Raw genomic sequence first — 24,225 nt, 5'->3', positions numbered from 1 at the left:
TTAGAACTTTTAATATATACACACCTTATATACATATTTATCAACAAAACAAGATACCATCTTGGTTTGGATTTGCTGTATTTGAATTTAAATTCATATTTTGCAGTTATCCACAAAAGATCACCACCCTATTAAATAAATTCAAATTTAGAAATTTAAATTTATTCTTATTAGGGATAACTTTTTCTGTGGATTTCGCACTTTTAAATTTAAAAAACATATATTTGAGTTGTTGATAACTCTGTTTTTACTATATTTATGGATTGTGGATAAGTTTATGTGTTAATTTATCCACAGGTTGTGCAAAAAGTTATACACAAGCCATTTTGAATTTAAATTTATTCACAAGAGATTTCTTTTTAGACAAAATCAACTGAAATCGTCATGACAGATGTGGATAACTTGGTTAGAATGGCGACCCCTTCTCATCAGGAAGGGTTAATCTTTAGATTATTTGAATTTAAAACGCAGAAAGAAATAGGGGATACACATGCTTTGGACAGACTGCTTAACTCGCTTGCGACAAGAGCTCTCTGATAACGTCTTTGCGATGTGGATTCGCCCATTAGTTGCTGAAGAAGTAGAAGGGACACTGCGTCTTTATGCACCTAATCCTTATTGGACGCGTTACATTCAAGAGAACCATTTAGAATTAATTTCTATATTGGCCGAACAGTTATCAGAAGGGCGAGTACGTCAGGTTGAGATTTTAGTTGATTCTCGTCCTGGTAGTATTTTGTCATCAGGTGAGCAGCCAGCAACTACAACTGCTGCTTTGCAAACTGCGCCCCAACAAAGTATTAAAGTAAAAAAAGAACCAGATTCTATTTCCAGTTCACCTACTACTAATAGTGTAGTGAACCCAAAAACACCGAAAAAGAAACTATTAAACCCCCAATTTACTTTTTCTTTATTTGTTGAAGGCCGTTCGAACCAGATGGCTGCTGAAACATGTAGAAAGGTATTAACACAATTAGGTGCTTCACAGCATAACCCTTTATTCTTATATGGTCCGACAGGATTGGGTAAGACTCACTTGATGCAGGCAGTTGGTAATGCTTTATTGCAAGCCAAGCCTAATGCACGGGTGATGTATATGACCTCTGAGAGCTTTGTTCAGGATTTTGTAAGTTCTTTGCAAAAAGGCAAAGTTGAAGAATTTAAGAAAAATTGCCGTTCTTTAGACTTATTGTTGGTCGATGATATTCATCTTTTAGCAGGTAAAGAAGCAAGTTTGGTTGAATTCTTCTATACATTCAATGCATTACTTGATGAATCTAAACAGATTATTTTAACTTCAGATCGTTATCCAAAAGAATTGACCGAGTTAGACCCCCGTTTGGTTTCTCGCTTTTCTTGGGGTCTTTCAGTAGGCGTTGAACCGCCAGATATTGAAACTCGTATCGAAATTCTATTGAAAAAAGCCGAAAATAGCGGCGTTGATTTACCTCGAAATTGTGCATTATTTATTGCACAACAAGTAGTTGCCAACGTACGTGAACTTGAAGGCGCACTCAATAAAGTCGTCGCAATTTCTCGTTTTAAAGGTGCACCAATTGATCTTGATGTTGTCCGCGAGTCTTTAAAAGATGTGTTGGCAATCCGTGCACGTACAATTAGTGTAGAAAATATCCAACGTGTGGTGAGTGAATATTTCCGTATTCCTTTAAAAGAACTGGTAGGACCAAAGCGGACTCGAATCTATGCGCGACCACGTCAGTTAGCAATGGGACTTGCTCGTGAGTTGACTGGTGATAGTTTTCCCGAAATTGGAATGGCTTTTGGTGGACGTGACCACAGTACAGTCATGCATGCTTGCGAAAAAGTAGTAAGTCTACGTGAAGAAGATCCGATTTTTGACGAAGATTATAAAAATCTATTACGTCTACTCCAGAGTTAATGAAATGATAAGACATTGTTGCAAAGTCTACGTAAGTGCAGCATAGTACACAGCTAAAAAATGAAATATTTGCTCCAAGTTGCTAGAGGAATGAATCGTGCGTTTGAAAATCGCTAAAGAAAGCTTACTCAATGTTTTATCGCATGTTGTCGGTGCGGTAGAACGTCGTCATACATTGAATATTCTTTCAAACGTCAAAATTCAGACTAATGCTCAGGCACTCACCATTACCGGTTCTGATTTAGAAGTCGAGCTGGTTGCCAGTACTGTTTTAACAGAAGGGGCATGCATTGAAGCAGGTGAAACAACTGTTCCTGCTCGTAAGTTGATGGAAATTTGTAAATCATTGCCTACAGCTGCATTGATTGACTTACAAATTACAGAAGATCAAAGATGTATTTTAAAATCTGGTAATAGCCGTTTTGTATTAGGTACTTTACCGGCAGAAGATTATCCATTATTGACCACTGAAAATAGTCAAGGTACACAAGTACAGGTCACTCAACGTGAGTTAAAGCGTTTATTTGAAAAAACGGCTTTTGCTATGGCCGTACAAGATGTACGTTTCTATTTAACGGGTACTTTATTAGAAATTGATGAAAATCAATTACGTGCAGTAACAACAGATGGTCACCGTTTAGCACTTTGTGAAATTACTGCTTCTTCTACATCATCTCAATTGGTCCAAGCAATTGTGCCTCGTAAAGCTGTTGGTGAATTACAGCGTTTACTTAGCATTGAAGATGAACAATTAACGTTGCTGATTGGTCGTGAATTGTTAAATGTCACAATTAATACGCCAAGCCGTGACAAAGAGCAGGGCGATATCACTGTTCGCTTTACTACAAAGTTGATTGATGGAAAATTCCCTGATTATCGTCGTGTAATTCCACGTGGTGGCGATAAACATGTGTTAATTAGCCATGATGTGTTCAAACAATCATTACAACGCGTCGCAATTTTGAGTAATGAGAAATTACGTGGTGTTTTCTTGAATTTTAATCAAGATTCTTTACAGCTACGTGCAAATAACCCTGAACAAGACGAAGCGATTGAAGATTTAGCGATTCAGTATCAAAACATACCGCTTGAAATGTCATTTAATGCGCAATATTTGCTGGATGTTTTAGGTGTGCTTGATGGTGATGATGTAAATATGAGCATGACTGAGGCAAACCAATCTGTATTGGTTCAAGACCCGGCACATCCTGATCAAACCTATGTCGTTATGCCGATGCGTGTATAATCTGGCTATCTAATATGCATCTTACGCGTTTAAATATTGAACGTGTGCGTAATTTAAAAACGGTTGCACTCCAAGGGTTGCAACCGTTTAATGTATTTTATGGCGCTAACGGTTCAGGAAAAACTTCAATACTGGAAGCAATCCATTTGCTTGCAACAGGGCGGTCGTTCCGCACCCACATACCTAAAAATTATATTCAATACTCTGCTGAAGATGCGATTGTTTTCGCGCAATCTGCAACTGAAAAAATTGGCATGCAAAAGTTGGCCTCTGGTGAGCAGTTAATGAAGGTCAATGGCGATACAGTGGCTACACAAGGACAACTCGCTAAACTGCTTCCTTTGCAGCATATTGATCCACAAAGTACAGATATTATTGACCATGGGGCGAAACCTCGGCGCCAGCTTTTAGATTGGCTGATGTTCCACGTGGAACCTGAGTTTTATTTTGCTTGGCAATATTATTCTCGTGCATTAAAGCAGCGTAATACTTTACTTAAAACCAGACGGAATATTTCTCTAGCGGATTTAGAGCCGTGGAATAAAATGTTGAGTGATTATGGTGAAATTTTACACTCTCAGCGTTTAAGTATTGTGGAACAATGGAATGTCTTTTTTCAAAATGATTTAAGTCAATTGCTACCTGATCTAGAGATTGAACTGGAATATAGTCCCGGTTTTCATACAGAGCAGGGACTCATGCAAGACTTTCTGAATCAACACCAAAAAGACATCGAACGACGCTATACTGAATATGGCCCACATCGTGCAGATTTGCGCTTAAAAACTCCGTTTGGACATGCTGATGTAGTTTTATCAAGAGGTCAGAAAAAACTCTTGATTATTGCCTTAAAACTGTCACAAATTGCAATGTTACATGCGAGTAATAAGGAAACTGTGGTATTATTAGATGATCTGACAGCAGAATTAGACTTAACCGCACAACAACGTTTAATTGAACGATTAAGCCAACTTGGTAGCCAGGTTTTTATGACAACTTTAGATCATGCATCGGTAAAAAAACACTTACATGATCTGTCTATTTCATATCAATTATTCAATGTTGAATCCGGTCAAGTTAGTCTTGCTTCACCATAATTTTTTGATGTTACCCATCTTTGAATAAACCTATATTTGCTAGGGAGAAACCATGAGTTCAGAGTCTCAATCAGCCTCTCAAACAGAACAAACCAATGAAAAGGCTTATGATTCCTCTAGTATTAAAGTATTACGTGGATTAGATGCAGTTCGTAAACGTCCGGGTATGTATATTGGGGATACAGACGACGGTACCGGTTTACACCATATGGTATTCGAGGTTGTCGATAACGCAATCGATGAAGCTTTAGCTGGGCATTGTGACGAAATTATTGTCACGATTCACGAAGATGAATCGGTAAGTGTTTCTGATAATGGCCGTGGTATTCCAACCGATATCCACCCTGAAGAAGGGGTGTCTGCAGCGGAAGTAATTCTTACGATCTTGCACGCAGGCGGTAAGTTTGACGATAACAGCTATAAAGTTTCAGGTGGTTTGCACGGCGTAGGCGTTTCAGTTGTAAATGCGCTTTCAAGTAAATTGCATTTAATTATTAATCGCGCTGGCCAAGTGCATGAACAAGAGTATCACCACGGTGATCCGCAATATCCATTACGTGTGATTGGTGAAACGGATAGCAGTGGTACAACTGTACGTTTTTGGCCAAGTGAACTAACTTTTAGTCAAACTATTTTTAACGTTGAAATTTTAGCGCGTCGTTTACGTGAGCTTTCATTTTTAAACGCGGGCGTGCGTATTGTTTTACGTGATGAACGTATTAACCTTGAGCATGTATATGACTACGAAGGTGGTTTATCTGAGTTTGTAAAATACATTAACGAAGGTAAAACTCATCTAAACGAGATTTTCCATTTCACCGCGGATACAGAAAACGGTATCGGTGTAGAAGTTGCATTGCAGTGGAATGAAAGTTATCAAGAAAACGTGCGTTGTTTTACCAACAATATTCCTCAAAAGGATGGCGGTACTCATTTAGCAGGTTTCCGTGCGGCTTTAACGCGTGGTCTTAACCAATATCTTGAAAATGAAAATATTCTCAAGAAAGAAAAAGTCAATGTGACAGGCGATGATGCACGAGAGGGTTTAACCGCGATTATTTCGGTAAAAGTACCTGATCCGAAATTCTCTTCTCAAACTAAAGAAAAACTAGTATCGAGTGAAGTAAAACCAGCGGTTGAGCAAGCAATGAACAAAGAGTTCTCTGCTTACTTACTTGAAAACCCGCAAGCTGCAAAATCAATTGCCGGTAAAATTATTGATGCTGCGCGTGCACGTGATGCTGCACGTAAGGCGCGTGAAATGACACGTCGTAAAAGTGCACTTGATATTGCAGGTTTACCAGGTAAATTGGCAGATTGTCAGGAAAAAGACCCAGCACTTTCTGAATTATATCTAGTCGAGGGTGACTCTGCTGGTGGTAGTGCTAAACAAGGTCGTAATCGTAAAATGCAGGCTATTTTACCGTTGAAAGGTAAAATCCTGAACGTTGAACGTGCACGCTTTGACAAAATGATTTCTAGTCAGGAAGTGGGTACTTTAATCACTGCACTTGGCTGTGGTATTGGTCGTGAAGAATATAACCCTGATAAGCTTCGCTATCATAAAATCATTATCATGACCGATGCCGACGTCGATGGTTCGCACATCCGTACCTTGTTGTTAACTTTCTTCTTCCGTCAAATGCCAGAATTGGTTGAGCGTGGGCATATTTATATTGCTCAGCCACCTTTGTATAAATTGAAGAAAGGTAAGCAAGAACAATACATCAAAGATAATGATGCGTTGGAAACTTATCTCATCTCAAATGCAATTGATGAGCTATCTCTACATACCAATGCTGAAGCACCTGCAATTACTGGTGAAGCACTGGCGAAAGTGATTCAAGACTATCAAGTTTCACAAAAGAGCTTACAGCGCTTAACTTTACGTTATCCAGCTAGCTTACTGGATGCTTTACTTGAAGTAGAAGCATTCAAGAGTGATCAAAACCATGATGAAGCTTATGTACAACAATGGGCTGATCAGGTGCGCGATATCATTACCAGATTACAGCCAAGTTTACGTCCAGAAATCTCTCTAGAGGCATTTGAACGTGAAAATGCTCAAGGTGAAAAATCTGCGCATTATTGGCCGCGTATTACTGTCTATGTTCATAATCTGCCGCATGCGTATTTGCTTGATGCAGCTTTACTGAATTCTGCTGAATATGCACGTTTACTCAAAAACTCGAAGAGTTGGTTCACTTTACTTGAAGACGGTGCTTTTTTACAAAAAGGTGATCGCCGTATTCAAGTGGCTAACTTCCATCAAGTTTGGCAACATATTTTACAAGATTCACGCCGCGGTATGATGATCCAACGCTATAAAGGTCTTGGAGAGATGAATGCTGAACAGTTGTGGGAAACAACAATGGACCCTGAAAACCGTAATATGTTGCAGGTGACAATTGATGATGCGATTGAAGCAGATCGTATGTTCTCTTGCTTAATGGGTGATGATGTTGAACCACGTCGTGCATTCATTGAAGAGAATGCTTTAAATGCGGATATTGATGCTTAATTCATAACATGATTCTAAATCAGTCTAGGGAGAGAATGATGAATCAGAAATTATTAGCTAGCCTATTAATTTCATGTGTGTTTTTAGGAAGTTCTGCTGTTTGGGCGGCAGACCTAGAAACGAATATGAAAACTTTAGCTAAGAGTACTAAAGCATTTGCTGAAGCGAAAGATGCTGATAACGCAAAAAAACAGCTTGTTGTAATGCGTGAAGCAGCAGTTTCTTCTAAGCAATATTTGCCGCATAAACTCGAAGGTTTGCCATCAGAAAATGTAAAGGTAAAAGAGTACCAAGCTGGTTTAGATCAGCTTGTTGCCGAAATTGATAAAGTAACTGTTTTAGTTGAGCAAGGACAATTAGATCAAGCCAAAACTGAAGCAATTAATTTAGTCAAAATACGAAATGAAAATCATAAAAAATTTAGATAATTGATTTTTTATGGTAACGGGCTAATCATCATTAGCCCTTTTTTGTATCCGAAAAAAGTATTTTGTTTAACAAGTAAACTATTCGAAGTTATATTCTCTATGCGGTACTTACTAATAACAATAGGAAATATAATTATGAAAAAAATACAAAAACTCTTATGCATTGGAATCATATTTTTTAATTGTTTATTTCAACTGCATGCTGCGATAGCCCCCACCTTTTATGGAAAATTAGTATTTCATCGTTATAGTGATTATGAGGCATGGGACAGTAAGCTTTATCTTTATAACTTCACAACACAGCAGACCACATTACTCGGCGCAAATTGGAAAATTGACCATATGATGAATAGCCATTTCTCTCCAGATGGAAAATGGTTAACGTTTATGGGAGTGAATTCTGGACAGCATTATGGCGATGCATGGGATGTGTATGTTTGGAAAGTCGGAAGCACTGAGTTACCCATTAACCTAACTCAGGGCAATAATAAGCGCGATGAAGACCCTAAATTTATAGATAACCAGCGTATTATTTTTAAACAAAATGGCGATCTAAAAATCGTTAAAATGACGGATCGTACGATGACTTCTGTGACTCAAAATGGTTGGGATATAGAAGAATCGATGCCTTATTCGATGGTGAATACCACTCAAATTTTGTATGCAAAAGGTGCTGGAAATAATTCTAGAATTTTTAGTATTGATCAGTCGGGTGCTTATGATACACAACTGACCAATATCGCTTCATATTATCCAGTATGGTGGCAAGGAAGTCGGTTCTTATATGTGCGCTGGTATAGCCCAACAAATCCTCATGACCAGATCTATATTTATGATATGGCTAATAAACAAACTACACGTTTGCCATTTAACAACACCAATTATGATACTTCCGACCCAGCTCCTTTAGATCAGCGTTACATGGTGGTGTCTCTTGCAGGACAAACAGGAAGTCGAGGCGGATACGATTTATATATTGCTGACAGTCTATCAAGCAATGTTTGGCCTTTACCGATCAATACCAATTTAAATGAATTAGGGGCTTTTTATACGCCTTATTAACAAATAAAAAAGCCGATTAAGAAATCGGCTTTTTTATTTTAGAAAATGGATTAATCAAAAGAAGCTTCCATTTCTTCTAACTCCATCATAAGTTCCAAAAGCTGCTCTTCGTGTTGCTCAAGTTTAGCTTTCAGCTCTGTCTGCTCATTCATAAGTTTGAGTAGATCATCCTTACGTGCAGCCTCATATAAAGATGTGTCTGCTAAGGATTCTTCAATTTTGGCGAGCTGTGGTTGTAGCTTTTCAATTTGTGATTCAACCTTTTCAATATTTTTACGAATAGGTCGAGTCTGTTCACGACGGCGAGCTGCTTCTTTACGCTGTGCTTCTTTATCAACTTTAGCAGGCGCTGGAGCGGCAGAGGAAGAGTTGTTCTGTGCGACGGCAGTCTGAGCATTGATTTGCTGCTGACGTGCTTCACGTAGCCATTTAGCATAGTCCTGTAAATCACCCTCGAACTCAGTACATTTACCGCCGTGTACTAAAAGAAGCTCATCACATACACTTGCAATAAGTTGACGTTCGTGGGAAACCAGAACAACGGCACCTTCAAAATCTTGTAATGCCATGCTCAGTGCATGACGCATATCAAGATCTAAATGGTTCGTCGGTTCATCGAGAATTAAAACATTTGGACGCTGCCATACAATGAGTGCTAGGGCTAAACGAGCACGTTCTCCACCAGAAAAGCTTTCACATGGTGTATCCATGCGTTCACCGCTAAAACCAAAACTACCTAAGAATGAACGTAGAGTGGCTTCACTAATTTGTTTATCTGCTATACGCGCAAGCTGTAGCATTGGACTAGCGTGACCATCTAAAGCATCCATCTGGTGCTGCGCAAAGTAACCAATATTAAGCAGCTCGGAAGCTTTACGTTCACCTGCCAAAAGTGGTAAATCACCAACCAAGCTTTTAATCAGTGTTGACTTACCTGCGCCGTTCATACCCAGTAAACCAATACGTGAGTTTGGTGTAATTTGTAATCTAATTTTTTCGGCTATTTGCTTATCGCCATAACCAATGCTGGCATTATCTAAAGTCAGCAATGGTGAACTCATTTTAGTCGGTTCACGGAAACTAAATGTAAACGGCGTATCTACATGGGCTGGTGCAAGTTGCTGCATGCGCTCAAGTTGTTTAATACGACTTTGTGCCTGACGAGCTTTAGTCGCTTTTGCTTTAAAACGATCAATAAACTTTTGTAAGTGAGCACGTGTTTCTTGCTGCTTTTCAAAAGCTTGTTGTTGCTGGGCAAGACGTTCACTACGTGTAGTTTCAAATGTAGAGTAGTTTCCGGTGTAAAGCGTGAGTTCTTGATTTTCAATGTGAAGAATATGATCTGTAATCGCATCTAAAAAGTCGCGGTCATGCGAAATTAGAATGAGTGTACCTTCATAGGCTTTAAGCCAATCTTCTAACCACAGAATTGCATCCAAATCTAAGTGGTTTGTTGGCTCATCCAGTAAGAGTAGGTCAGAACGACTCATGAGGGTACGCGCTAAATTTAAACGCATACGCCATCCCCCCGAGAAGCTCTCAACATTCAAACGTAATTGATTTTCTAGAAAGCCAAGGCCTGCCATGAGCTGCGCAGCTTTAGAGGGCGCTGAATAACCATGGATTTCATCAAAACGGCCATGCAATTTAGCCAATTCAAAATCAGTCAGTTGATCTGGTTGAGCAAGCTTATTTTGAATATCCCAAAACTCTTCATCACCTGAAAGAACAAAATCAATTGCAGGCATATCTAGGGCTTTTACTTCTTGCGCCATATGCGCCACGGTCCAGCCTGTCGGACGAGTAAGTGAACCTTCATCTGCACCTAAACTTCCAAGTAATGCAGCAAATAAGGTCGATTTACCTGCGCCATTTACACCAGTTAGACCAATCTTCCAACCTGGGTGTAATTGCATAGACGCTTTTTGAAATAGAACACGTCCACCGCGGCGTAAAGAAACTTGGTCAAATTGAATCATCTTATTGTATCGAGGTGAGTTAGGGATGCTGTATTTTAAAGAGAACTGCCGATGAAAACAAAACTTTCCGGATTTTAGTGAGCAGGTATTAATAATTAGATATATCAAGATATTCTAAATTTCGCTATTCATCCGAAATTTTCAAAATATTGAATAAGATAGAATACTTTTAAAAAAATATGGCTAAAATAAAAACAGTTTAAAATTTGGTTGATTAATGAGCTACTAATAAAACTAGACTAAGGAAAGTCAAATGAAAAAAAGATTGGGGATAATTGGTGCAGCATTTTGCTGTGCTGTGGGGACAGTACATGCAGGACAAAATGTCTGTGTGTTTGATTTATTAGGAAAGTCAGGTGAGTCCTATAAAATGATGGAAGAGTGGGCGCTTGCAGCGAAAGAATGGCAAGCAGATATCACTTTAATTCCATTTCAAGATGAAGGCTTAGTTGACCGTAGACTGCGTGAAGGTAAGTGTGACGCCGCTTATATGACCTCCATGCGAGCGCGAAATTACAATAAATTTGCAGGTTCGATTGATGCTATTGGAGGGGTAACCAGTAATGCAATTGCTCAAAAAGCTATTAGTTATGTTTTAGATAAGCGTAATAAACATCGCATGGTGACTGCACAAAATGGAACCAATTACGAGGTCGTTGGTATTGTCCAGATTGGATTAGCTTATTTATTTGTGAAGGATAAAAATCTCAACTCAATTGAAAAAGTACGTGGGACTAGATTTGCTATTTTGCAATATGACGCAGCACAAAAAATTATGGTGGAAAGCGTTGGCGCTAAGCCCATTCCTTCAGAAATTACCGATTTTGTGAAAAAGTTTAATAGTGGCCAAGTCGATGCAATTGCGGCACCAGCCTATGCTTATAAACCTTTAGAGATTGGTAAAGGGGTTGGCGTGAAAGGGGCAATGTTTACTTTCCCCGTAGTTAACGTTACGGGTGATTTAATTGCCCGAAGTGATAAGTTCCCCACAGATTTCGGTATAAAGTCACGTGCTTGGTTTATACAAAAATTACCTCAGAATTTTGCCATGATAAAACGGCTAGAAATGAGCGTACCCTCAAAAATTAAAATTAATTTTTCAGCAGAAGACAAAACTAAATATCAAAAAATTTTACGTGAAGGTCGCCTCAGCTTAACAAAACAAGGTGTATACGATGCAACAATGATGAGTGTGCTAAAGCGCGCCCGCTGTACAGTTGAACGGACAAATTTTGAATGTACGCTTAATGGAGAGTAGTTTATTTTTTAAACACAAAAACGCTACATATATTTCAAAGCTGAATATGGGTATGAAAATTGTGAATATAAAAAGTAACTTACGGAAAATTAGCGATTTTTCCTTTTAATAAATAATTTAAAACCAACAAACAATGGTTCAATGAGATAAAAATATTTGAGTAAAAGCTCTATTTTTTTCTAAAAAACATGATTAATATCTGTGTTTGAAAGGAAACTTCAAACAAAAAATCTGTTCCGTGGAAGGATGAAGAAAATGAAAAAAATCGTACTTGCTATGGCTGCCGCTTCTGTTGTTGGTTTTTCTGCTTCAGCGCAAGCAGCGAGTACCGTATGTGTATTCGACCTCTTAGGAAAAGCAGGCGACTCATATAAAATGATGGAAGAATGGGCTCTTGCTGCAAAAGGCTGGGGTACTGAAATTAACTTAGTTCCTCGTCAGGACGAGGCTGTTGCTGATAATGATTTTAAAGCAGGTAAATGTGATGCTGTAGCAATGACAGCAATGCGTGCACGCCAATATAATAAATTTGCAGGATCTATCGACTCACTCGGTGGTGTTCCAAACAACCAAATCGCTCAACGTGCAATTACTTATGTATTAGATGCGCGTAATGCAGCAAAAATGACCACGAATATGGGTGGTAAAAAATACGAAGTTGCTGGTATTTCTCCGCTAGGTTCAGCATTCATTTTCGTACGCGACAAAAACATCAACTCTGTTGAAAAAGCTGCGGGTAAAAAATTCGCTGTACTTGGCTATGACGATGCACAAAAAATTATGGTGCAACGTGTAGGAGCTCAAGCAGTTCTTTCTGATATCTCAAACTTTGCTGCTAAATTTAACAATGGTCAGGTAGATATGGTAGGTGCACCTGCTTATGCTTACAAACCATTAGAGTTAAATAAAGGTTTAGGCGCAAACGGTGTAATGTGGAACTTCCCTGTATTACACGTTACAGCAGATCTAGTATTACGTTCTGATAAATTCCCAGCTGGTTTTGGCCAAAAATCTCGTGACTGGTTTGTTAAACAGTTACCTAAGAGCTTTGCAATGATCAACCGTTTAGAAGCGCAAATTCCTGGCAAATACAAAATGAACTTAAGTGCAGAAGACAAACTTAAGTATCAAAAAATGTTGCGTGATGGCCGTATGGACTTAACTAAACGCGGTGTTTACGATGCTGGAATGATGTCTGTACTCAAAAAAGCACGTTGTTCTGTAGACAAGGCTAACTTTGAATGTTCAATGCCTGGTGAATAATACTAATTTCTTTCAGAAAGCCTAGACTGAGTTCTAGGCTTTTTGTTTTATATGCGCTGTCAGTTCTGCCATTGTGGATAAATAGAAAGACGTTAAGCTAAATTTAGATAAAAACTTCATAAGGAAACATGAAGGTATAAAAATGGATCAAGGACTTGAGTGATTAAAATAATTGCTAATAGGTAGGTTAATCGCTATCTATTTTTCATGGAAATAAAATCATAAAAGCAAAAACGGTCTATAAAAATATTCCAACATGATTTTTATGTGAAGCCTATCCGATTCATACCTGATGGTGTGAAATTTCTTGGTATCGAAAAACAAAAACTCCACAAGGAAAGGAAAAAGAATATGCAATTTTCCAAAACGCTATTACTTGCGATGGGACTTACCACAGTTTCTTTTGCAGCTCAGGCTAAACAAACAGTATGTGTTTTTGACTTCGTTGGAAAAAATGGCGACGTTTATGCGCTGATGAAGGATTATCAACTTGCCGCTAAAAACTGGGGAGCTGATATCGAGCTTAAAGTAAACCAGAATGAAGCCGTGATTGCTGAAGATTTTAAAGCGGGTAAATGTGATGGTATTAGCGTGTCAGGGATGCGTGGTCGCCAATTTAACTCATTTACTGGATCATTAGATGCAATTGGGGCCATTCCTGATCTCAAGCTTGCTGTAAAAGTGATGCAAGGTTTAGCGAGTCCGACTTTTAGTAAATATATGGTTAATGGTCGCTATGAGGTTGTCGGTGTTATTCCGGTTGGTGATGCTTACCTTTTGGTAAATGACCGTAGCATAAATACAGTAGCGAAAGCTGCAGGTAAGAAAATTGCTGTGCTTGATTATGATGAAGCACAAAAAATTATGGTTCAGCAGGTCGGGGCACAGGCGGTTAGTGCTGACGTAACAAATTTCGGTGCGAAATTTAATAACCATCAAGTTGATATTATTGGTGCGCCAGCAGCAGCATTTAAACCTTTGGAACTACAAAAAGGTTTAGGTACAAAAGGTGCGATCGTGAATTATCCAATCTTACAGGTCACAGGAAATATTATTATCCGACCTGATAAGTTCCCAGCTGGTTTTGGACAGAAATCTAGAGAGTGGGTTTCAGGTCAGCTACCACGTGCTTTTACGATCTTGGGTAAAATGAAAGCGGATATTCCACAAAAATACTGGATGGATGTTCCAGCAGCCGATAAACCGGGTTACCAAAAGCTTATGCGTGAATCTCGAATTAACCTTACACAACGCGGTGTGTATGATAAACGCATGATGAAACTACTATGGCAATTCCGTTGTAAGCAAGATGCTAAAAACTTCGAATGTGGCTTACAAGATGAGAATTACAAATAATCTTGATAAAAATACTCAAGATTCGCTTTAAACTTCGAAGACAGACCCTATATTGATTATGCTATACTCAATATAGGGTCTTTTTTATTTTGAAAGGCACAGCAAAATCCGAGGAACAATCATCATGAATGCCCAAGCTCTAGTTTTGACAGATAATGCTGCCAATAAGGTACGCCAACTCCGTGATAGTGAAGGGAATGACGATCTCATGTTACGTGTATATGTAACAGGAGGCGGGTGTTCAGGGTTTTCGTATGGCTTTAATTTTGCTGAAAGCGTAAATGAAGATGATGCAGAATTTGTAAATGGCGATGTAAAAATGCTGGTTGACTCACTTAGCTACCAATACCTAATTGGTTCAGTAGTTGACTATGTAGAAGGTCTTGAAGGTTCGCGTTTTATCGTACAAAACCCGAATGCAACAACAACATGTGGTTGTGGTTCTTCATTCTCGATTTAATAGAATTTTAAAATTTAAAAAACCTCTCTATTTTGAGAGGTTTTTTTATTGATCAAATCATTATTTTTTACCGACAGATTCTAAAAAATATTGCACGAGTTCAGGTGCATTCTGATAGGGAATCCAATGTGATGCATCCATAAAAATTGATTCATAACTATTTTTAAAATAATGTGAGTTTAGCTCGGCGCTTTTTTCTGTAACGGCAATATCATGTTTACCCCAAATAAAAAGAGTTGGAACATCTATAACTTTAAATGGATTTTGAGGTTTGTCCCAAAAAAAGCCACGATACCAATTCAACGCCGTGGTTAATCTATTTTCCTTTATAAACTCAGCCTCAAATATCGCAATTTGCTGTTCAGTCATGCCTGATGACTTTAGAAACCTACGACCCAATTTAGGTATCTTTTTAAATAAAAGTTCGGGCAGAATCGGTAACTGAAAAATTGCAAAATAATAAGATTTAAAAAGTTGTCTACTGCTTAAAAAAGCTTTTAAAAATGCAGCTTGGTGGGGCACAGAAACTAAAGTGAGATGTTGAATATATTGTGGATACTTTATAGCAACGCCCGAAGCGATTGCCGAGCCCCAGTCGTGCCCCATTAAATAAACTGGCTGGCCAAGCTGTTTAATTAAACTTGCTACGTCTTCTACAAGTTCACTCAAGGGATATTGAAATCGGCTTTGAGGTCTAGCATTTAAACTATAACCACGTTGATGAATCGCAAGTGTTCTAAATTGATACTCATGCAATAATTCCGAAGTCTGCTCCCAACTATGAGCAGTTTCTGGAAAACCATGCAATAAAACAACGAGAGGACCATCTATAGGGCCTGAATCAATCACATCGAATGTCCAAGCCCCACGTGTGTATTGATGAATACGTTTAGTTAGATCCATACAAACATGCCTTAAATTATTTTTATCGGCATTTATCATGAGTTTTTATGCTCATTTAAATAACAGCATTTCGGGTCAGTAAATGTGCTATGAGGTCGAATCTAGCCAATCAATCAACAAATAGTTTTATACCGCCGTGATCGTGCCTAGGATTCTGAAATCCGAAGCACCTGTTACTGCTGGTAAATTACCACTTAAACCATCTACAAAGCGCATTGCTAACCATGCAAATTCTGTAGCCTCGACCCAAGTAGGGGAAAGTCCTAACACATCGGTAGGTTGAACAGACCAATTATGTTTACGTAAACGCCAACGTAATTGTTCTAACAAATAAGAGTTATAAGCACCACCACCACAGACATATACTTCACCTGTTTCCATCTCAGAACGATAAATCGCTTTTTGAATAGCACGTACCGTAAGCTTTAATAAGGTGGCTTGGATATTTTCAGGGGTATCTTCTAACTCATCATAAGTTAAATCATTTCGCCAATCGATTAACTGATCATCTAACCAATCAATATTAAAGTCTTCACGTCCTGTGCTCTTAGGTGGTTCTTTAGAAAAATACTCGTGGGCATGGAGACGGTCGAGTAAAGAGCGGATAGGATGACCATAAGCTGCCCAGTCACCATTTTCATCATATGGATGACCTGTATGGCGATGGCACCAAGCATCCATCAAAATATTTGCAGGACCTGTATCAAAACCAAATACGCCGTCACTGTTATTGGCAGGCAGCATACTCACATTAGCTATACCACCCAAATTCAAAATTACACGATGAATACTTGGATGTTGAAATAATGCTTGATGGAAAGCCGGAACTAATGGCGCGCCTTGACCACCTGCTGCCATATCTCTACGACGGAAATCTGAAACAACCGGAATCTGAGTGATTTCAGTAATGATGTTGGGATCGCCAATTTGTAGCGTAAAGCCATGTTCTGGACGGTGACGAATGGTTTGCCCATGCGACCCAATTGCTTTAATTTGGCTACGGTCTAATTGATGCTTTTCAATCAGAGTATTAATCCCATGACCAATCATTTGGGCTAGAGCAACATCAGCTTTACCCATGCGGTCAATTTCATTGTCATCAGGTAAAGTTAATGCCATAAGCTCATCACGTAACTCGGGTTCGAATGGAACTGTAAGAGTGGCATGAAGCTGTAGTGGCTCAAATGAAGCCGCTACAATATCCACACCATCCATACTAGTGCCAGTCATTACGCCGATATAGATTGCGCTCATATGCAACTTCCCCTGCAAGACGCTGAAAAAATGTTAGTATATCGCACAAATTGAATAACTGATGTGTTTAGGTTTTGTGATGTCAAATTTCTTGCCCGCCGAAGAACAGCTTGCCCTCATCCAACGAGGCACGCACGAAATTATTTCAGAAGAAGATTTACTGAAAAAGCTTAAAGAGAATCGTCCTCTTAAAATTAAAGCTGGTTTTGACCCTACAGCACCAGATTTACATTTAGGACATACGGTTCTTATTAATAAACTAAAAACTTTCCAAGACTTGGGCCATGAAGTTACCTTCTTAATTGGTGACTATACAGCGATGATTGGTGACCCAACTGGTAAAAGCGCAACTCGTCCGCCGTTGTCACGTGAACAAGTAGAAGCCAATGCTAAAACTTATCAAGAACAAGTTTTCAAGATATTAGATCCGAATAAAACAAAAGTACGTTTTAACTCAGAATGGTTTAATCAAAAGTCTGCTGCTGACCTTATCCAATTAGCAAGTCAGCAAACCGTATCACGTATGTTAGAGCGTGATGACTTTACAAAGCGTTATAGCAACCACCAGCCGATTGCAATTCATGAGTTTTTATATCCTTTAGTTCAAGGCTATGACTCAATTGCGCTTGAAGCTGATGTTGAGTTAGGCGGTACAGACCAAACCTTTAACTTACTTATGGGTCGTACTTTACAAAGCCGTTATGGCCAAGAATCTCAAGTGTGTATCACTGTGCCGATTCTAGAAGGTCTAGATGGCGTAAATAAAATGTCTAAATCTTTAGGTAACTATATTGGTGTATTTGATACACCAGGGGCCATGTACCAAAAAGTTTTATCAATGCCAGACTCTTTAATTGAACGCTATTTCGATTTATTAAGCTTCAAATCTCTTGATGAGATCAAAGCTCTATTAGATGAAATTGCTGCTGGTCGTAATCCACAAGAAGTAAAACGCATCCTTGCACTTGAGTTAGTTGAACGCTTCCATGATGCAGAAGCTGCTGCTAATGCCCATAAGAGTGCTGGTAACCGTATTACAGAAGGTGAAGTACCTGAAGACACACCAGAAGTGACTATTTCACTTGGTGAGTTTGGAGGAGAAATCTTTATTGCTACGATTTTACGTGTAGCGGGGCTAAACCCAAATGCAGCTGCGGCAAAAGATGCGGTTGCTCGTGGTGCGGTAAAAGTTGACTGGAATGCCGTTGATGCAAGCTTCTCTGTAAAAGAAAAAGGAAGCTTTATTATTCAATCAGGTAAAAAAGCAATTGCACGTGTAATTTTCACTGACTAATAAAATAAAGTTATAGAGTAAAAAGCAGGAGTAATCCTGCTTTTTTTATTTCTGATCACAAAAACAATTAAGCGTTCCACGTGGAACAATTTGTAATTAACTTAATAAGTAGAAAAATAGAATAAGTAAAGAATAGAAAGTATTAATCAATAAATAGAGTATTTGCTCTAGTCTGTCTTTGGAATCTTTGGAATCTTTGGAATCTTTGGAATCTTTGGAATCTTTGGAATCTTTGGAATCTTTGGAATCTTTGGAATCTTTGGAATCTTTGGAATCTTTGGAATCTTTGGACTTAAGGGAGTATATATGTCTATAAACTCTATTAAAGACATAGGAAATTAAAAATGTCCCAAATTCTTAAATATAAAACTAATAAAAGGCAGTGAAGATGCCTAAAAAAAAGCCATATATATCACTTTTTTCGCAAAATAGTAGAAAAAAACGGCACTCAAGTGAAAAAGGCTGAAATACCCCTTGCAAAGGGATCTTAATCATCTATAATGCACATCCATCGGCGGTGATGTAGATAGAAACTTGTTGAAAAACAGTTACTTGTGATTAAGTTGATTACTTTAAGTGATGAATTTGATGGTAAGTTGGTTTGAGAGATGAGTTTTAAAAATATCGAAATTACCTGTTGACTTTTAAGAGATTAAGAGTAATATAGCCGACCTAGCTTGCTGGTGACGAACCAGGAAGAAGATCATTAAGAGAATTGAAGAACAACTTGTGTGGATTTTTACTGATTGATTAATCGAAATAATTTTCATTGATTGATTGGTTTAAATTACTCGAAGTTTATTTGAGCGAAATTTAAGTCAGTAATTGATGAGCCAGAATTGGCACCTTGTCTTTAAATAAGGTGCAAAATGATTTTAACTGAAGAGTTTGATCATGGCTCAGATTGAACGCTGGCGGCAGGCTTAACACATGCAAGTCGAGCGGAGAGAGGTAGCTTGCTACTGATCTTAGCGGCGGACGGGTGAGTAATGCTTAGGAATCTGCCTATTAGTGGGGGACAACATTTCGAAAGGAATGCTAATACCGCATACGTCCTACGGGAGAAAGCAGGGGATCTTCGGACCTTGCGCTAATAGATGAGCCTAAGTCGGATTAGCTAGTTGGTGGGGTAAAGGCCTACCAAGGCGACGATCTGTAGCGGGTCTGAGAGGATGATCCGCCACACTGGGACTGAGACACGGCCCAGACTCCTACGGGAGGCAGCAGTGGGGAATATTGGACAATGGGCGCAAGCCTGATCCAGCCATGCCGCGTGTGTGAAGAAGGCCTTATGGTTGTAAAGCACTTTAAGCGAGGAGGAGGCTACTTTAGTTAATACCTAGAGATAGTGGACGTTACTCGCAGAATAAGCACCGGCTAACTCTGTGCCAGCAGCCGCGGTAATACAGAGGGTGCAAGCGTTAATCGGATTTACTGGGCGTAAAGCGCGCGTAGGCGGCTAATTAAGTCAAATGTGAAATCCCCGAGCTTAACTTGGGAATTGCATTCGATACTGGTTAGCTAGAGTGTGGGAGAGGATGGTAGAATTCCAGGTGTAGCGGTGAAATGCGTAGAGATCTGGAGGAATACCGATGGCGAAGGCAGCCATCTGGCCTAACACTGACGCTGAGGTGCGAAAGCATGGGGAGCAAACAGGATTAGATACCCTGGTAGTCCATGCCGTAAACGATGTCTACTAGCCGTTGGGGCCTTTGAGGCTTTAGTGGCGCAGCTAACGCGATAAGTAGACCGCCTGGGGAGTACGGTCGCAAGACTAAAACTCAAATGAATTGACGGGGGCCCGCACAAGCGGTGGAGCATGTGGTTTAATTCGATGCAACGCGAAGAACCTTACCTGGCCTTGACATAGTAAGAACTTTCCAGAGATGGATTGGTGCCTTCGGGAACTTACATACAGGTGCTGCATGGCTGTCGTCAGCTCGTGTCGTGAGATGTTGGGTTAAGTCCCGCAACGAGCGCAACCCTTTTCCTTATTTGCCAGCGAGTAATGTCGGGAACTTTAAGGATACTGCCAGTGACAAACTGGAGGAAGGCGGGGACGACGTCAAGTCATCATGGCCCTTACGGCCAGGGCTACACACGTGCTACAATGGTCGGTACAAAGGGTTGCTACCTAGCGATAGGATGCTAATCTCAAAAAGCCGATCGTAGTCCGGATTGGAGTCTGCAACTCGACTCCATGAAGTCGGAATCGCTAGTAATCGCGGATCAGAATGCCGCGGTGAATACGTTCCCGGGCCTTGTACACACCGCCCGTCACACCATGGGAGTTTGTTGCACCAGAAGTAGCTAGCCTAACTGCAAAGAGGGCGGTTACCACGGTGTGGCCGATGACTGGGGTGAAGTCGTAACAAGGTAGCCGTAGGGGAACCTGCGGCTGGATCACCTCCTTAACGAAAGATTGACGATTGGTAAGAATCCACAACAAGTTGTTCTTCATAGATGTATCTGAGGGTCTGTAGCTCAGTTGGTTAGAGCACACGCTTGATAAGCGTGGGGTCACAAGTTCAAGTCTTGTCAGACCCACCATGACTTTGACTGGTTGAAGTTATAGATAAAAGATACATGACTGATGATGTAAGCTGGGGACTTAGCTTAGTTGGTAGAGCGCCTGCTTTGCACGCAGGAGGTCAGGAGTTCGACTCTCCTAGTCTCCACCAGAACTTAAGAGAAGTTCGGATTACAGAAATTAGTAAATAGAGATTTCGGTCTTGGTTTATTAACTTCTGTGATTTAAGTATCACGGTATTAAGCATGACCTGACGAAGGCGTGTTTATTCATTAACAGATTGGCAAAATTGAGTCTGAAATAAATTGTTCACTCAAGAGTTTAGATTAAGCAATTAATCTAGATGAATTGAGAACTAGCAAATTAACTGAATCAAGCGTTTTGGTATATGAATTTAGATTGAAGCTGTACAGTGTTTAAGTACACAGACAACAGATAGTAGCGATGAAGAATCGCACGGACAACACTCACTTGTAGGTGTTGACGACTGTTTGGGGTTGTATAGTCAAGTAATTAAGTGCATGTGGTGGATGCCTTGGCAGTCAGAGGCGATGAAAGACGTGATAGCCTGCGAAAAGCTCCGGGGAGGCGGCAAATATCCTTTGATCCGGAGATTTCTGAATGGGGGAACCCACCTACTTTAAGGTAGGTATTGCAACATGAATACATAGTGTTGCAAGGCGAACGAGGGGAAGTGAAACATCTCAGTACCCTTAGGAAAAGAAATCAATTGAGATTCCCTCAGTAGCGGCGAGCGAACGGGGATCAGCCCATTAAGTTATGTGTGTTTTAGTGGAACGCTCTGGGAAGTGCGAACGTAGAGGGTGATATTCCCGTACACGAAAGGGCACACATAATGATGACGAGTAGGGCGAGGCACGTGAAACCTTGTCTGAATATGGGGGGACCATCCTCCAAGGCTAAATACTCCTGACTGACCGATAGTGAACCAGTACCGTGAGGGAAAGGCGAAAAGAACCCCTGTGAGGGGAGTGAAATAGATCCTGAAACCGCATGCATACAAGCAGTGGGAGCACCTTCGTGGTGTGACTGCGTACCTTTTGTATAATGGGTCAGCGACTTATATTCAGTAGCAAGGTTAACCGTATAGGGGAGCCGTAGGGAAACCGAGTCTTAATAGGGCGTTTAGTTGCTGGGTATAGACCCGAAACCAGGCGATCTATCCATGAGCAGGTTGAAGGTTGGGTAACACTAACTGGAGGACCGAACCCACTGTCGTTGAAAAGCCAGGGGATGACTTGTGGATAGGGGTGAAAGGCTAATCAAGCCTGGTGATAGCTGGTTCTCCCCGAAAGCTATTTAGGTAGCGCCTCGGACGAATACCATAGGGGGTAGAGCACTGTTTCGGCTAGGGGGTCATCCCGACTTACCAAACCGATGCAAACTCCGAATACCTATGAGTACTATCCGGGAGACAGACTGCGGGTGCTAACGTCCGTAGTCAAGAGGAAAACAATCCAGACCGCCAGCTAAGGCCCCAAAATCATAGTTAAGTGGGAAACGATGTGGGAAGGCATAGACAGCTAGGAGGTTGGCTTAGAAGCAGCCACCCTTTAAAGAAAGCGTAATAGCTCACTAGTCGAGTCGGCCTGCGCGGAAGATGTAACGGGGCTAAAACTATGTGCCGAAGCTGCGGATTTGACATTAGTCAAGTGGTAGGGGAGCGTTCTGTAAGCCGATGAAGGTGTATTGAGAAGTATGCTGGAGGTATCAGAAGTGCGAATGCTGACGTGAGTAACGACAAAACGGGTGAAAAACCCGTTCGCCGAAAGACCAAGGGTTCCAGTCCAACGTTAATCGGGGCTGGGTGAGTCGACCCCTAAGGCGAGGCCGAAAGGCGTAGTCGATGGGAAATTGGTTAATATTCCAATACTTCTGTGTAATGCGATGAGAGGACGGAGAAGGTTAAGTCAGCCTGGCGTTGGTTGTCCAGGTGGAAGGATGTAGGTATGTATCTTAGGCAAATCCGGGGTACTCTATACTGAGATCCGATAGCAAGCTGTACTTGTACAGCGAAGTGGCTGATACCATGCTTCCAGGAAAAGTCTCTAAGCTTCAGTTACACAGGAATCGTACCCGAAACCGACACAGGTGGTCAGGTCGAGTAGACCAAGGCGCTTGAGAGAACTCTGCTGAAGGAACTAGGCAAAATGGTACCGTAACTTCGGGAGAAGGTACGCTGTTGTTGGTGATGGAACTTGCTTCCTGAGCTGACGACAGCCGCAGAAACCAGGCCGCTGCAACTGTTTATTAAAAACATAGCACTCTGCAAACACGAAAGTGGACGTATAGGGTGTGATGCCTGCCCGGTGCTGGAAGGTTAATTGATGGGGTTAGCGTAAGCGAAGCTCTTGATCGAAGCCCCAGTAAACGGCGGCCGTAACTATAACGGTCCTAAGGTAGCGAAATTCCTTGTCGGGTAAGTTCCGACCTGCACGAATGGCATAATGATGGCGGCGCTGTCTCCAGCAGAGGCTCAGTGAAATCGAAATCGCTGTGAAGATGCAGTGTACCCGCGGCTAGACGGAAAGACCCCGTGAACCTTTACTGCAGCTTGACACTGAACTTTGACCTTACTTGTGTAGGATAGGTGGGAGGCTTTGAAGTTGGAACGCTAGTTCCAATGGAGCCGTCCTTGAAATACCACCCTGGTAATGTTGAGGTTCTAACTCTGTCCCGTTATCCGGGACGAGGACCGTGTCTGGTGGGTAGTTTGACTGGGGCGGTCTCCTCCTAAAGAGTAACGGAGGAGTACGAAGGTGCGCTCAGCGTGGTCGGAAATCACGCGTAGAGTATAAAGGCAAAAGCGCGCTTAACTGCGAGACCCACAAGTCGAGCAGGTACGAAAGTAGGTCTTAGTGATCCGGTGGTTCTGTATGGAAGGGCCATCGCTCAACGGATAAAAGGTACTCTGGGGATAACAGGCTGATACCGCCCAAGAGTTCATATCGACGGCGGTGTTTGGCACCTCGATGTCGGCTCATCTCATCCTGGGGCTGAAGCAGGTCCCAAGGGTATGGCTGTTCGCCATTTAAAGAGGTACGCGAGCTGGGTTTAGAACGTCGTGAGACAGTTCGGTCCCTATCTACCGTGGGCGCTGGAAATTTGAGAGGATCTGCTCCTAGTACGAGAGGACCAGAGTGGACGAACCTCTGGTGTACCGGTTGTGACGCCAGTCGCATCGCCGGGTAGCTATGTTCGGAAGGGATAACCGCTGAAAGCATCTAAGCGGGAAGCCTACCTCAAGATAAGATTTCCCTAGGAATTTATTCCTCTAAAGAGCCGTTCGAGACTAGGACGTTGATAGGTTGGATGTGGAAGCATAGTGATATGTGAAGCTGACCAATACTAATTGCTCGTGAGGCTTGACTATACAACACCCAAGCAGTTGTATATGAAGCATCAATCAATTCATAAATATGCAAAGCAACTTGATTTAGTTAAACACTTAGCTAAAATGAACAACGAAAATCAGACCAATCAGCCCATCTGTAAAGATTTGGAAAACGCAACGTATCACACAGTGAATAAAACGAAGCAAGTATCCATAAACAGTTGTGCTGGCGACCATAGCAAGAGTGAACCACCTGATCCCTTCCCGAACTCAGAAGTGAAACCTCTTAGCGCTGATGGTAGTGTGGGGTTACCCATGT

The 24,225-nt window shown here is 40.9% G+C and carries 14 protein-coding genes, 2 tRNA genes and 3 rRNA genes; 16 read left to right on the top strand and 3 right to left on the bottom strand.

What is annotated here, in order from left to right; genetic code table 11:
- The first annotated feature begins 490 nt into the window (after positions 1–490).
- From dnaA to J663_RS17590, 6 genes are all read left to right on the top strand, one after another.
- Positions 491–1,900 (top strand): chromosomal replication initiator protein DnaA, encoded by a 1,410-nt coding sequence (dnaA, locus tag J663_RS17615; RefSeq protein ID WP_002115442.1) that lies wholly within the window; start codon positions 491–493, stop codon positions 1,898–1,900.
- A gap of 97 nt (positions 1,901–1,997) precedes the next feature.
- Positions 1,998–3,146 (top strand): DNA polymerase III subunit beta, encoded by a 1,149-nt coding sequence (gene dnaN, locus J663_RS19665; RefSeq protein ID WP_002115478.1) that lies wholly within the window; start codon positions 1,998–2,000, stop codon positions 3,144–3,146.
- Positions 3,147–3,160: 14 nt separating this feature from the next.
- A complete protein-coding gene (gene recF / locus J663_RS17605) occupies positions 3,161–4,243 on the top strand; it encodes a DNA replication/repair protein RecF (protein WP_033851305.1) in 1,083 nt (360 codons plus the stop codon).
- Between the two features lie 52 nt (positions 4,244–4,295).
- Complete coding sequence (gene gyrB / locus J663_RS17600) at positions 4,296–6,764, top strand: DNA topoisomerase (ATP-hydrolyzing) subunit B (protein ID WP_002115497.1); 2,469 nt, start codon at positions 4,296–4,298, stop codon at positions 6,762–6,764.
- A 35-nt stretch (positions 6,765–6,799) separates the two neighbouring features.
- Positions 6,800–7,192, top strand: coding sequence for a cytochrome b562 (cybC, locus tag J663_RS17595; protein ID WP_033851303.1), 393 nt, complete (start codon positions 6,800–6,802; stop codon positions 7,190–7,192).
- A gap of 135 nt (positions 7,193–7,327) precedes the next feature.
- Positions 7,328–8,254 (top strand): hypothetical protein, encoded by a 927-nt coding sequence (locus J663_RS17590; protein ID WP_033851301.1) that lies wholly within the window; start codon positions 7,328–7,330, stop codon positions 8,252–8,254.
- A 50-nt stretch (positions 8,255–8,304) separates the two neighbouring features.
- Here J663_RS17590 and J663_RS17585 read toward each other — a convergent pair whose 3' ends face one another.
- Positions 8,305–10,233 carry an ATP-binding cassette domain-containing protein gene (locus J663_RS17585; RefSeq protein ID WP_005804875.1) on the bottom strand — a complete coding sequence of 643 codons (1,929 nt, stop codon included), beginning with the start codon at positions 10,231–10,233 and terminating at the stop codon, positions 8,305–8,307.
- A 253-nt stretch (positions 10,234–10,486) separates the two neighbouring features.
- Here J663_RS17585 and J663_RS17580 point away from each other — a divergent pair, with 253 nt between their 5' ends.
- The 4 genes from J663_RS17580 (at position 10,487) to erpA (ending at position 14,570) form a co-directional block, all read left to right on the top strand.
- Positions 10,487–11,491, top strand: a complete 1,005-nt coding sequence (locus tag J663_RS17580; protein WP_033851300.1) for a putative solute-binding protein — start codon at positions 10,487–10,489, stop codon at positions 11,489–11,491.
- A gap of 255 nt (positions 11,492–11,746) precedes the next feature.
- Positions 11,747–12,754, top strand: a complete 1,008-nt coding sequence (locus tag J663_RS19355) for a putative solute-binding protein (protein ID WP_002115480.1) — start codon at positions 11,747–11,749, stop codon at positions 12,752–12,754.
- Positions 12,755–13,105: 351 nt separating this feature from the next.
- A complete protein-coding gene (locus tag J663_RS17570) occupies positions 13,106–14,110 on the top strand; it encodes a putative solute-binding protein (protein WP_031949370.1) in 1,005 nt (334 codons plus the stop codon).
- A 124-nt stretch (positions 14,111–14,234) separates the two neighbouring features.
- Positions 14,235–14,570 (top strand): iron-sulfur cluster insertion protein ErpA, encoded by a 336-nt coding sequence (gene erpA / locus J663_RS17565; RefSeq protein ID WP_002115421.1) that lies wholly within the window; start codon positions 14,235–14,237, stop codon positions 14,568–14,570.
- Between the two features lie 60 nt (positions 14,571–14,630).
- Here erpA and J663_RS17560 read toward each other — a convergent pair whose 3' ends face one another.
- Both J663_RS17560 and J663_RS17555 read right to left on the bottom strand, forming a co-directional pair.
- Positions 14,631–15,473, bottom strand: a complete 843-nt coding sequence (locus tag J663_RS17560; RefSeq protein ID WP_033851298.1) for an alpha/beta fold hydrolase — start codon at positions 15,471–15,473, stop codon at positions 14,631–14,633.
- A 126-nt stretch (positions 15,474–15,599) separates the two neighbouring features.
- Positions 15,600–16,727 carry an anhydro-N-acetylmuramic acid kinase gene (locus tag J663_RS17555; RefSeq protein ID WP_032049030.1) on the bottom strand — a complete coding sequence of 376 codons (1,128 nt, stop codon included), beginning with the start codon at positions 16,725–16,727 and terminating at the stop codon, positions 15,600–15,602.
- Positions 16,728–16,788: 61 nt separating this feature from the next.
- Between J663_RS17555 and tyrS the strand changes: the two genes are divergently transcribed.
- The 6 genes from tyrS to rrf form a co-directional block, all read left to right on the top strand.
- Positions 16,789–18,021: a tyrosine--tRNA ligase gene (gene tyrS / locus J663_RS17550; RefSeq protein WP_017481201.1), complete on the top strand. Its 1,233-nt coding sequence runs from the start codon at positions 16,789–16,791 to the stop codon at positions 18,019–18,021.
- 876 nt (positions 18,022–18,897) lie between these two features.
- A 16S ribosomal RNA gene (locus J663_RS17545) occupies positions 18,898–20,435 on the top strand.
- A 59-nt stretch (positions 20,436–20,494) separates the two neighbouring features.
- Positions 20,495–20,571, top strand: a tRNA-Ile gene (locus J663_RS17540).
- Between the two features lie 55 nt (positions 20,572–20,626).
- Positions 20,627–20,702, top strand: a tRNA-Ala gene (locus tag J663_RS17535).
- Between the two features lie 352 nt (positions 20,703–21,054).
- Positions 21,055–23,945, top strand: a 23S ribosomal RNA gene (locus tag J663_RS17530).
- Between the two features lie 186 nt (positions 23,946–24,131).
- Positions 24,132–24,225, top strand: a 5S ribosomal RNA gene (rrf, locus tag J663_RS17525); the annotation flags it as partial.

The sequence above is a fragment of the Acinetobacter sp. 826659 genome, assembly GCF_000588515.1.
GTDB lineage: Bacteria > Pseudomonadota > Gammaproteobacteria > Pseudomonadales > Moraxellaceae > Acinetobacter > Acinetobacter pittii.
Note: the sequence above shows the minus strand (reverse complement) of the source record. Positions and strands in the feature narration are given on the sequence as shown.

Excerpts from the sequence above, each read along its gene's own strand:
- dnaA (WP_002115442.1), top strand. The coding sequence starts at position 491 with ATGCTTTGGACAGACTGCTTAACTCGCTTGCGACAAGAGCTCTCTGAT.
- recF (WP_033851305.1), top strand. The coding sequence starts at position 3,161 with ATGCATCTTACGCGTTTAAATATTGAACGTGTGCGTAATTTAAAAACG.
- gyrB (WP_002115497.1), top strand. The coding sequence starts at position 4,296 with ATGAGTTCAGAGTCTCAATCAGCCTCTCAAACAGAACAAACCAATGAA.
- cybC (WP_033851303.1), top strand. The coding sequence starts at position 6,800 with ATGATGAATCAGAAATTATTAGCTAGCCTATTAATTTCATGTGTGTTT.
- J663_RS17590 (WP_033851301.1), top strand. The coding sequence starts at position 7,328 with ATGAAAAAAATACAAAAACTCTTATGCATTGGAATCATATTTTTTAAT.
- J663_RS17585 (WP_005804875.1), bottom strand. The coding sequence starts at position 10,233 with ATGATTCAATTTGACCAAGTTTCTTTACGCCGCGGTGGACGTGTTCTA.
- J663_RS17580 (WP_033851300.1), top strand. The coding sequence starts at position 10,487 with ATGAAAAAAAGATTGGGGATAATTGGTGCAGCATTTTGCTGTGCTGTG.
- J663_RS19355 (WP_002115480.1), top strand. The coding sequence starts at position 11,747 with ATGAAAAAAATCGTACTTGCTATGGCTGCCGCTTCTGTTGTTGGTTTT.
- J663_RS17570 (WP_031949370.1), top strand. The coding sequence starts at position 13,106 with ATGCAATTTTCCAAAACGCTATTACTTGCGATGGGACTTACCACAGTT.
- erpA (WP_002115421.1), top strand. The coding sequence starts at position 14,235 with ATGAATGCCCAAGCTCTAGTTTTGACAGATAATGCTGCCAATAAGGTA.
- J663_RS17560 (WP_033851298.1), bottom strand. The coding sequence starts at position 15,473 with ATGGATCTAACTAAACGTATTCATCAATACACACGTGGGGCTTGGACA.
- J663_RS17555 (WP_032049030.1), bottom strand. The coding sequence starts at position 16,727 with ATGAGCGCAATCTATATCGGCGTAATGACTGGCACTAGTATGGATGGT.
- tyrS (WP_017481201.1), top strand. The coding sequence starts at position 16,789 with ATGTGTTTAGGTTTTGTGATGTCAAATTTCTTGCCCGCCGAAGAACAG.